The 10,397-nt window shown below is 74.6% G+C and carries 9 protein-coding genes and 1 pseudogene; 3 read left to right on the top strand and 7 right to left on the bottom strand.

The features are described from left to right. A partial coding sequence (locus tag HLB15_RS20090; protein WP_171107981.1) for a peptidase M16 family protein occupies positions 1 to 1,541 on the bottom strand: 1,541 nt, incomplete at its 3' end. After that, entirely contained in the window at positions 1,538 to 2,497 is a 960-nt protein-coding gene (locus HLB15_RS20095; RefSeq protein ID WP_171107983.1) for a hypothetical protein, read from the bottom strand. The genes HLB15_RS20090 and HLB15_RS20095, both read right to left, overlap by 4 nt. A 193-nt stretch (positions 2,498 to 2,690) precedes the next feature. On the opposite strand from HLB15_RS20095, the gene HLB15_RS20100 reads away from it, so the two are divergent. Continuing rightward, entirely contained in the window at positions 2,691 to 3,905 is a 1,215-nt protein-coding gene (locus HLB15_RS20100; RefSeq protein WP_171107985.1) for a pyridoxal phosphate-dependent aminotransferase, read from the top strand. A gap of 30 nt (positions 3,906 to 3,935) precedes the next feature. Here the strand turns inward: HLB15_RS20100 and HLB15_RS20105 are convergent, their stop codons facing one another. The 5 genes from HLB15_RS20105 to HLB15_RS20125 all read right to left on the bottom strand — a co-directional run bounded on the left by HLB15_RS20105 (position 3,936) and on the right by HLB15_RS20125 (position 8,952). After that, positions 3,936 to 4,910, bottom strand: a complete 975-nt coding sequence (locus HLB15_RS20105) for a phosphotransferase family protein (RefSeq protein WP_171107988.1) — start codon at positions 4,908 to 4,910, stop codon at positions 3,936 to 3,938. Next, the gene (locus HLB15_RS20110; RefSeq protein WP_171107990.1) at positions 4,910 to 6,022 is read right to left on the bottom strand and encodes an Rv2578c family radical SAM protein; all 1,113 of its coding nucleotides are present in this window, start codon (positions 6,020 to 6,022) and stop codon (positions 4,910 to 4,912) included. The genes HLB15_RS20105 and HLB15_RS20110 overlap by 1 nt, the downstream gene beginning before the upstream one ends. A 39-nt stretch (positions 6,023 to 6,061) precedes the next feature. Continuing rightward, positions 6,062 to 6,646, bottom strand: coding sequence for a hypothetical protein (locus tag HLB15_RS20115; RefSeq protein WP_171107991.1), 585 nt, complete (start codon positions 6,644 to 6,646; stop codon positions 6,062 to 6,064). A 140-nt stretch (positions 6,647 to 6,786) separates the two neighbouring features. Continuing rightward, a complete protein-coding gene (gene hisS / locus HLB15_RS20120; RefSeq protein ID WP_171107993.1) occupies positions 6,787 to 8,157 on the bottom strand; it encodes a histidine--tRNA ligase in 1,371 nt (456 codons plus the stop codon). 75 nt (positions 8,158 to 8,232) lie between these two features. Beyond that, positions 8,233 to 8,952 carry an MBL fold metallo-hydrolase gene (locus tag HLB15_RS20125; protein ID WP_171107995.1) on the bottom strand — a complete coding sequence of 240 codons (720 nt, stop codon included), beginning with the start codon at positions 8,950 to 8,952 and terminating at the stop codon, positions 8,233 to 8,235. A 175-nt stretch (positions 8,953 to 9,127) separates the two neighbouring features. On the opposite strand from HLB15_RS20125, the gene HLB15_RS20130 reads away from it, so the two are divergent. Together HLB15_RS20130 and HLB15_RS20135 are read left to right on the top strand one after the other, a co-directional pair. Continuing rightward, entirely contained in the window at positions 9,128 to 9,919 is a 792-nt protein-coding gene (locus HLB15_RS20130) for a peptidylprolyl isomerase (protein ID WP_229785301.1), read from the top strand. Then, positions 9,916 to 10,397: pseudogene (locus HLB15_RS20135) on the top strand (DUF349 domain-containing protein); the annotation flags it as partial. The gene HLB15_RS20130 and the pseudogene HLB15_RS20135, both read left to right, overlap by 4 nt.

Raw genomic sequence — 10,397 nt, forward strand, 5'->3', positions numbered from 1 at the left:
CGCCGAGCGCGGCGCGTCCGGCGGCCGTGCTCCTCGGGTGGCGCCGGGGCGGGGATCTCCTCGGGAGCCCGTTCCGGCAGCCGCACGACGACGTCGGCGGGCACCCGCCCGTCGACGTGGCCGGCGACGACGTCCGCCGCCAGGCCGTCGTACAGCGTGGGCTCCAGCGCGACCCGGAAGCCGTCGGCGCCGGTGAGCGCGCGGGCGCCGTCGGGCCACGTCTCGAGGAGCACGCAGTCGGCGAAGCGGACGGTGACGCCGCCGTCGGGCACGACGAGGCCGACGCCGTCCTCCGCCAGCACGAGCGACACCTCGGGCGCGCCGGTCCGCGGGTACGCCCGCCCGACGGCGGGCTGCTCCGAGAACCGTGGGGCCTGGGCGACGCCCACGTGGTCGAGCGTGCCGGGAGCGAGCCAGAGCGCACTGTCCCAGACCTGGCGGGCCACGGTGCGCACGTCCTCCGCGGTGACGCGGTCGATCTCGGCACGCACCTCCTCGGGCCGCTGGAGGGGGCGACCGGTCGCCAGCCGGCCGGCGAGCGAGGGCAGCACGTCGGCGGCCGGCGCCGCGGCGAGCGCCGTGAGGTCCTCCGCGGCGATGGCCCGTGCGGCGGCGAGGTCGTCGGCGGCGACGTGGTAGCGCAGGGTGCCGAGCGCGTCGAGGACGCCGCCGAGCACGGCGTCCTGCTTCCCGTCGACGGCGTGGACCGCGATCTCGAGGCGGGCGTGCTCGGCGTCGAGGCCCTCGGTCGTGACGTCGATCGAGCCGGCGAGGTCGGCGTCGGCGCGCAGCGCACGGTGCAGCGCCTCGCGCAGCACCAGTGCGGTGAGAGTGGCGGTGAGGCTCGTGGCGTCACGGGACACGACGGCGTCGAGCGCGACGCCGTCCCGCAGGCCCGTGAGGCAGGCGGGCGTGGTCCCGAGGACGTCGGTCAGCGGCGGGGCGGGCATCCGCTCCCCCGCGGGCAGCCGCAGGTCGAGCCCGTCGGGCACCGCGTCCCCGGTGAACCATGCGACCGCGTTGCCGCGCGTGAACCACGTGGCGGCCCAGTCGCGGACCTCGTCGGCCGTGAGCCGGTCGAGGCCGCGCTCCCCGTAGCCGACCAGGCCCCGCCCGCGCGCGCCGTGCCGGTTGATCCGCAGCCGGCCGACGACACCGGGGTCACGGTTGCCGGCCTCGGCCCGCAGGATGTCCTTCTCGGTCTCGAGCCGGTCCAGCGGGAGGTCCCGCAGCGCCGCGCAGACGTCGTTGAGGTACGCGACGACGTCGGCGGCCGTGCCGGTGACGTGGAACAGGGTCAGGCCCGCCTGCGTCTGCCCGTTGAGGTGGGCCTCGCTGCGCACCTGGCCGCGCAGCGCGAGGTGCTCCACGAGGTGGGTGATCCCGGCTGTGGCCAGGGTCTCGTGCGCCGAGCCGACCCGGAAGACGATCCCGCCCGACACGTTGCCCTCGCGTGCCGCGAGGAGCAGGGGGACGCCGTCGACCTCGTCGGCGACGACGCCGGGGAAGCCCGCCGGCACGCCGGTCGCGGGCACGCTCATGCGGGCACCGGTGCCGCGCCGGTTGCCTTGCGGGCCACCTCCCGGTGCTTGCGGTAGGCACGCTCGTCGCCCCAGAACGTCTCGACGGGCGCGTCACCGAGCGCCGCGAAGTGCGGCCAGGCCTCGGCCGGTCGCTCGGCCAGCGTGAAGAACAGCGCGAAGACCGAGTGCGCCGTCGCGGTCGCCGCGGTCCGGACGTGGTCGGGGTGCAGCACGGTGACCTCGGCGACAGCGCGGACCTTGTCGACCATCGCGGGCGGCACGGCCGGCTCGCCGTCGAGGGCCCGCTCGACGGCGTAGTCGGCCAGCAGCGCGGGGCCCAGCGCTCCCGGCGCCGCACCGGCCGCGCACTCCTCGACGAACCGCGACGCGTCCTCCCAGGTGCCGCTCCACTTGGGCAGGATCTGCTGCAGGTAGACGCGCCGGGCGGCGTGGACGGCGGGGTCGAGCGCGGCGAGCCGGTCGTACCGGCGGCGCGCCTCCCCGTGCCCGAGCTGCAGGCCGCGGGCGGTCGTGATGCGCGCCTCCCAGGCGGGGACGAAGTCGGGGTGCTCGCAGCAGACGTCGAACAGCACGCGCTCGGCGCGCCGGAGCCACGCGAAGAACTGCTCGAACTGGGCGGCGGAGACGTGCTCGGCGCGCCGGCGCGTGCGGATCGCCCAGCCCACGGTGACGTAGCGGATCCCGCGCAGGGTGCGGGCGAGCGGCGTGCCGTCGTCGGCGGCCTCGACCGCCTCGGTGTACGCGTCGCGGCGGGCCTCGTCCTCCAGCTCGTGGCCCCCGACGGTCCACAGCGCCGCGACGACGTCGTCCGGCACGCGCAGGGCGCGCAGGCCGGCCAGGGCCGCGGTGAGGTCGCCCGCGTCGCACGCCGCCCGCAGGGCCGCGCCGTCGGGCAGGTGCGCCCACGGGTCGAAGAAGGTGGTCGCGGGTGCCGCGTCGTGCGTCGATGCCATCGGGGAGTGACCTGTCCGGGTGTTCGAGTGCTGGGGGGCTTCGGTGCCCGACCGGGACCCTACTGGCGGCCGACCACCGTCAGACACGAAATAGCCGGACACAGCGGGTGAACTTGCCGAGGGCGCCGACCGGGGCGTCTCGCTCCGGAGCCGCCCCGCGCACGCGGACGCGCGAACCTGCGACCATGGGCCGGTGCGCGAGATCAAGCAGAGCCGCAAGCTCAAGACCGTCCGGTACGACGTGCGGGGTCCGATCCTCGAGGAGGCGTACCGGCTCGAGGCCGAGGGTCACAAGATCCTCAAGCTGAACATCGGCAACCCGGCACCGTTCGGCTTCGAGGCGCCCGAGGCGATCCTCGCCGACATGATCCACCACCTGCCCGAGGCGCAGGGCTACAGCGACAGTCGTGGCATCTACTCGGCGCGCACGGCGGTGGCGAACTACTACCAGACGCACGGCCTGGACACCCGCGTCGAGGACGTGTTCATCGGCAACGGCGTCTCCGAGATGATCAGCATGGTGCTCCAGGCGCTGGTCGACGACGGCGACGAGATCCTCGTGCCCGCCCCCGACTACCCGCTGTGGACGGGCGCGGTGACCCTCCAGGGCGGCAAGGCCGTCCACTACCGCTGCGACGAGTCCAACGGGTGGAACCCCGACCTCGAGGACATCGCCTCGCGGATCACGCCCGCCACCCGCGCGCTGGTGATCATCAACCCCAACAACCCCACCGGCGCCGTCTACAGCGAGGCCACCGTGAAGGGGCTCGTGGACCTGGCGCGCGAGCACGACCTGGTGCTCCTCAGCGACGAGATCTACGAGAAGATCCTGTTCGACGACGCCGTGCACCACCACACCGCCACCTTCGCCGGCGACGACGTGCTGTGCCTGACCTTCAGCGGCCTGTCCAAGGCCTACCGGGTCTGCGGGTACCGCTCCGGCTGGGTCATGGTCTCGGGGCCGAAGCACCGCGCCAGGGACTTCCTCGAGGGCCTGACCCTCGTCGCCAACATGCGCATGTGCGCCAACGTGCCCGCGCAGCACGCGATCCAGACGGCGCTGGGCGGGTACCAGTCCATCGAGGCGCTCATCGTGCCGGGGGGCCGGTTCTACGAGCAGGCCATGCTGGCCGACAAGCTGCTCAACGACATCCCCGGCGTCACGTCGGTGCGCCCGCGCGGCGCGCTGTACTGCTTCCCGCGGCTCGACCCCGAGGTCTACCGGATCGAGGACGACGAGGCGTTCGTGCTCGGCCTGCTCCGCGACAAGAAGATCCTCGTGACGCACGGCAGCGGGTTCAACTGGCCCGAGCCCGACCACTTCCGGCTCGTGACGCTGCCCGACGTCGACGTGCTCACCGAGGCGATCGGCCGCATCGCGGAGCACCTGGAGACCCTGCGCACCTGACGCCCCCGGGACGCGCCGTCCCGAGGGACGCTAGGGCGCGGCGTGCAGGTCCCCCGTGCGGGCGATCGCGCGCAGGTGCCGGCGCGCCCGCCGGACGACCGGCGTGGTCACCGTGCGCGCGGCGAGCTCCACGAGGGCGACGAGGTCGGCCGCGCGGGCGGCGTCCGCCGCCACGGCGGGGTCGGGCCGGAACCCCGTCGCCCGCCCGACGACGGCGCACCACTCGTCCAGGACGCCGTCGACGTACGCGGGGTGGCGGTCGAAGCGCAGCAGGTTGCCCAGGTCCGTGGCGGGGTGGCCGGCGTGCGCGAACTCCCAGTCGAGCACGCCGGTCACCCGCGGGCCTGCCGGGTCGACCAGCACGTTCTTGGGGTTGAGGTCGCTGTGCACGAGGCACGGCTGCGCACCGGCCAGGGCGGGCACGGCGTCCTCGGCGACGGCACGCAAGGCCGCGACCTCGGCGCCCGACCACCCCACCGCCGCCAGGCCCGCCGCGTGGTCGTCGACCCACTCCGGGAGCACGAGGCGGAACGGCTCGATCCGCAGCGTCTCGTCGGCGAACGTCCCGACGTCGGACATCCGGACCCCCGCGAGCGTCCCGGCGACGCCGCCCAGGGCGCGCCCCAGGGTCCGCAGGTCGTCGTCCCGGCCCTCGGCGACCAGCCGGTCCAGCACGAGGTCGCCGCGCTCCCCCGGCAGCAGCTCGGTGAGCAGCAAACCCGGCACCGGCCCGTCGCTCTCGAAGGCGCCGTGCACGTCGGGGACCGGCAGCAGACCGCTCACCTGGCGCAGGAGGGCCGCCTGGATGCCCGCGGCCTCCGGCGCGTGGTGCTCCGCGGCGAGGTAGCGCGCGACGAGTGTCACCTGACCAGGAGCGGACGGCTCGGCGCGGAACGTCTCCCCCGACCAGCCGCCGGCCAGGGGCTCGAGGCGGCGGCCGGCGAGGCGCGGGTCGGCGTGCGGGGTGTGGCTCGCCAGCGCGTGGCGCGTCGGGACGTTGCGCATCAGAACAGGGTCTCGCTCCCGACGTCAGTCCCCAGGGACGCCGCGCCGGTCCCGTCCGGGGAGACCCCGGTGAACGCGCCGCGCGGGTAGTCGCCCTCGGCGTCGCCGCGCCCGGCCTGCGCGCCCGGGCGGTGCATCGACGCGCCGCCCAGTCCGCGCTCCGCGATCAGCGGGCGCACCCGCTCCCAGAGCCAGTCGCGGTACTCCTTGTGCGCGTACGCGCCGCGCCCGTAGACGCGCCCGTAGCCGTCGACGAGGTGGGGGTGGGTGTGCTCGAGCCAGCCGAGGTACCACTCGCGCGCGCCGGGCCGCAGGTGCAGCGGCAGCACGGTGACGCCGGTGGCGCCTGCCGCGGCGACGTCGTCGAGCAGCCGCTCGAGGTGGGCGAGCTGGTCGGTCAGCCACGGCAGCACGGGCGCGACCATGACGCCGCAGGGCAGCCCGGCGGCTCGGATCGCGCGGATGAGGTCGAGCCGGGCCCGCGGCGTGGGCGTGCCCGGCTCCACGACCTGCTGGAGCGCCTTGCCGTCGGGCGTGTCCGCGAACGCGAGGGACACGCCCAGCCCGACGTCGACCCGCTCGGCGGCCTGCTGCAGCAGCGGGAGGTCGCGGCGCAGGAGCGTGCCCTTGGTGAGGACGGAGAACGGGGTGCCCGACTCGGCCAGCGCGGTGATGATGCCCGGCATCAGCTGGTATCGCCCCTCCGCGCGCTGGTAGGGGTCGGTGTTGGTGCCCAGCGCGACCGCCTCGTGGGTCCAGGACCGCTTGCCGAGCTCGGCGCGCAGCACCTCGTCGACGTTGACCTTGACGACCACCTGGGAGTCGAAGTCCCGACCGGCGTCGAAGTCGAGGTACTCGTGGGTGTTCCGTGCGAAGCAATAGGTGCACGCATGACTGCATCCGCGGTACGGGTTCACCGTCCAGCGGAACGGCATCTGCGAGGCCGCCGGGACCTTCGACAGCGCGCTCCTGGCGAGCACCTCGTGGAAGGTCACGCCCGCGAACTCGGGCGAGCGGACGCTGCGCACCAGTCCCGCCGTGCGCAGCGCGGGCAGCTCGAGCCCGGGCAGCGCACCGTCGTCGTTCGAGATCGCCTGACCGTGCCACCGCATGAGACGATTCGAACACTCGTACGAACGCGCGTCAAGTCGTCAGCGCAGCCCCCCGGCACACACCGCCGCGGCGGTACCGGACGTCACGACGACCTGGACGCGCCACCGCGCACGCTCGTCGGCGGGGACGGGGCGCGGCGGGTCCACGACGAGCACACCGCCGCCAGGCGCCGTGGCGACCACCTCCGGGTACCGTGCCCCCGCCGCGTCGGTGAAGGACACCTCGACGCGCGAGCCCGCCGACGCGGTGACCTCGAGATGGTCCCGCGGGTCGGGCACCTGCAGACCGAGCACGTCGCGGTACCGGTCGACCCAGCTCGCCGTGACGCCGGCGGGGCAGACGAGAGCCGTCGGCTCCGAGCCGGCGGGCGCGAGCACGACGGCCGAGGCGACCCCGAGGAGGCCCGCACCGACCGCCAGCGCGGAGACGGCGAGGCGGCGGCGCCCGCGACGCTCTGTCGGCAGCCGGTTGCTGTCGCGCTGCCACAGCCCGCCCGAGGGCTCGCCCCGGCCCCGCTCCGACCGGCGCCGTCTGCGACGCACCGGGCTTCCGGTGACCCCGACGAGCGACCGCTCCCAGCGCTCACGCAGCGCCTCGTCGCGCACCTGTCCCGAACCTGCCATCACTGCTCCATCGGCCTGGACCCGGGGGCCGGGGACCGGCCAGCGGTGTCAAATCACTGGCGAGGTCTTGACGACCTCATGGCGAGGCTAGCCGATACAGGATTCAATTATCCGGGCAATAAGGACATCCGGGCGTCAGTTCACCCGCGCGGGACCACGCGCGGCCACAGATCACCCGACGGCGGCGCCCACGTCGTGGCGTCGGCGTCGACCTGGTCGCCGGACCGGATGTCCTTCACCTGGTCCGCGCCGACGGTGCCGTCCTCACCCGCCGCGCCCGGAAACCACACGAACGGGATCCCGCGCCGGTCGGCGTACTTGATCTGCTTGCCGAACTTCGCCGCCGTCGGCGCCACCTCGACGGGGATGTCGCGGGCCCGCAGGGCCGCCGCCACGGCGTCCGACGCCGCGCGCTCCTCCTCCGAGACCACAGCCACGAGCACCGCCGACGGCACCGAGCGGGTCGCCTCCGCGAGCCCCGCCGACAGCAGCCGGGACACCAGACGCGAGACGCCGATCGACAGGCCGACGCCGGGGTAGGTGTTCTTCCCGTCCGACGCCAGCGTGTCGTACCGGCCGCCCGAGCAGACCGAGCCGAGCTGCTCGTGGCCGACCAGCACCGTCTCGTAGACCGAGCCCGTGTAGTAGTCGAGCCCGCGCGCGATCTTCAGGTCCGCGACGACGACGCCCGGCGCCCGCCGGGCCGCCGCCTCCACGAGGGCACCGAGCTCGGCCAGACCGGTCTCGAGGAGCTCGGTCACCGCGCCGTGCGACGCGGCCAGGGCGCGCACCTCCTCGACCACGCCGACGTCCGACCCGGAGATCGACGCGAGAGCCAGGCACGCCTTGGCCTGGTCCTCGGAGGCGCCGCACTCCGTCACGAGCAGCTCGGAGACCTTCTCCGGTCCGATCTTGTCGAGCTTGTCGATCTGGCGCAGCACGCCCTCGACGTCCTCCAGGCCGATCCCGCGGTAGAAGCCCTCGGCGACCTTGCGGTTGTTCACCAGGATCCGCACCGGCGGCAGGCCGATCTCGCGCAGCGTGCCGAGCGCCTCCGCCATCACCAGCGGCGCCTCCACCTCGAAGTGGTAGGGCAGCTCGCCCGCGCCCACGATGTCGATGTCGGCCTGGACGAACTCGCGGAACCGGCCCTCCTGCGGGCGCTCGCCGCGCCAGACCTTCTGGATCTGGTAGCGGCGGAACGGGAAGGCGATGCGGCCGGAGTTCTCCAGCACGTACCGTGCGAAGGGCACGGTGAGGTCGAAGTGCAGCCCGAGCTGCTTGTCGGAGCTCTGCCCCGGCTCCTCCTGCAGGCGCGAGAGCAGGTAGACCTCCTTGGAGGTCTCGCCCTTGCGGAGCAGCTGGTCCAGCGGCTCCACGGCCCGCGTCTCGATCCCGGCGAACCCGTGCAGCTCGAAGGTGTGGCGCAAGGTGTCGAGCACGTGCTGCTCGACGATGCGACCGTCAGGGAGCCATTCGGGGAAACCGGAGAGAGGAGTGGGCTTTGCCATGCCTCAGATCTTCCCACGACCGGGGTGGTGTCGGCCTCGGCTCTCCACGGCCGCGCGCGCACGCCCGGCCGTCCCTCACCGACCCCGGGGCGCGCGCAGCGGGGCGAGGAAGGGGTTGGTCGCCCGCTCGTGCGCCACGGTGGTCGCGGGCCCGTGCCCGGGCACGACGGCGAGCGCCGGGTCCAGCGCCCCCACGACGTCGCGCAGGGTGCGCGCCATCGTCTCCTCCGACCCGCCGTGCAGGTCGGTCCGGCCGATCGACCCCGCGAACAGGACGTCCCCGGTGAGGACCGTCGGGGTCGCGGCGGCGTCGAGCCGGTCGTCGAGCCGGTAGAGCGTGGAGCCCTCGGTGTGGCCGGGCGCGTGCAGCGCGCGCAGGACGACGTCGCCGAGCGCGAGCTGCGCAGCCCCGCCGGGCGTGGCGAAGGGCCGGACGTCCCGCGGCTCCTGGTAGGCGTCGCGGTGCAGGCCCAGGGCGGACTCCAGCGCGGGGCCGAGGGTCGCGAACGGGTCGGCCAGGCGGTAGGCGTCGTCCTCGTGGATCAGCAGCGGGACGTCGTACCGCGCGCAGAGCGCCGCGGCGTCCCACGTGTGGTCGGCGTGGCCGTGCGTGGCCAGGACGGCGCGCGGCGTCAGCCCGGCGTCGTCCACCAGGCGGACGACGGCGTCGGCGACCCCTGCGCCGGCGTCGACGACGACGCAGTCGGCGCCGGTCGCCGTCCCGGAGGAGACGACACAGCAGTTCGTGCCGAAGACGGGTGCGACGACGACGCGCAGGTGCAGGGCTCCGGGCATGGGTCCACGGTAGCGACCGGCGGTCTCGACCGGTGTTCTCACCCCGACGTGCGCACGCTCGGACGGTATGAGCTGGCGTCGGATGCCTACACTGTCCCCGCACGGGGTGATTCGCCCCGGATCCAGTGGTGAAACGGTCCAGCACGGTCCGGCACGGGCACGAGAAGGGAACGCGGTGGCGTCCACCAAGCAGCAGCAGCAGCGCGCGCAGCAGGTCAAGCAGGAACGCAAGCGCGAGCAGCGGCAGGCGGCCAGGCGCGCCCGCAGACAGCGGCTGTGGGCGCTGATCGCCCTGTTCACCGTGGTGGCACTGGTCGGCGCGCTCGGCGTCGCGGCACTCATCAGCTCGGCGGAGACGAGCGGCGCCGACGACCCGGCCGCGGCGTCGGGCGCGTGCCCCGCCGGCTCGACGGACGCGCGCGACACGTACGAGCTCGCCGAGCCGTCGCTCGCCGAGGACCGCACCTGGACGGTCACGCTGCACGCCTGCTCGGGTGACCGCGAGGCCGACGTCGTCATGGAGCTCGACGGCCGGAGCGCGCCGCAGGCGGTCGCGAGCTTCGTCTCCCTGGCGCAGGAGGGGTACTTCGACGGGACCACCTGCCACCGCCTCACCACGCAAGGCATCTACGTGCTCCAGTGCGGCGACCCGACGGCCACCGGCTCCGGCGGCCCCGGGTACACCTTCGGCCCGATCGAGAATGCCCCGGACGACGACGTGTACCCGGCGGGCACCGTCGCCATGGCCCGCGTGGGCGGCGACGGCGAGTCGATGGGCTCCCAGTTCTTCCTCGTCTACGAGGAATCGACCATCCCGTCGGACGACGCCGGCGGGTACACGGTCTTCGGCACGATCACATCCGGCCTGGACTTCGTCCAGGCAGTCGCTGACGAGGGGGCCGCGGCCGGTGTCACCGACGGCGCACCCGCCAACCCCGTCACCATCGAAGGAGTTGAGACCCAGTGAGCGAACCCACTTCACGCTCGTCCGAGCCCGTCCAGCAGGACGCGGCGGCCGAGCCCGTGGCCGAGACTCCGACCCCCACCGAGGCGACGGCCCCGGCGCCGGCCGAGACGGCGAGCGAGGACACCTCGCAGCAGGCCGTCGAGGAGACGGCACCGGAGGCGGAGGCGACCGACGAGGCCGCTGTCGAGCCGGAGGCGCCTGCTGACGAGGCGCCTACTGACGAGCCCGCTGCTGACGAGACCGCCGCGGAGGAGCCTGCTGCCGTGGAGACGGCCGCCCCCGCGCAGGACGCACCGGTCGAGGCCCCCGCGGACGAGACCGCCGCCCCCGCGCAGGACACGTCCGCGCAGCCGGCCGCCGACGACGCACCCGCACCGGCGCAGACCGCTGCCGCGCAGGCTCCGGTGGCCGAGGACGTCCCGGCCGACGAGGCCCCGACTGACGAGGCCCCGGCCGAGGCAGCCCCCGCGGCCGCCGC

The sequence above is a fragment of the Promicromonospora citrea genome (genome assembly GCF_013004695.1).
GTDB classification, from domain to species: Bacteria; Actinomycetota; Actinomycetes; order Actinomycetales; family Cellulomonadaceae; genus Promicromonospora; species Promicromonospora citrea.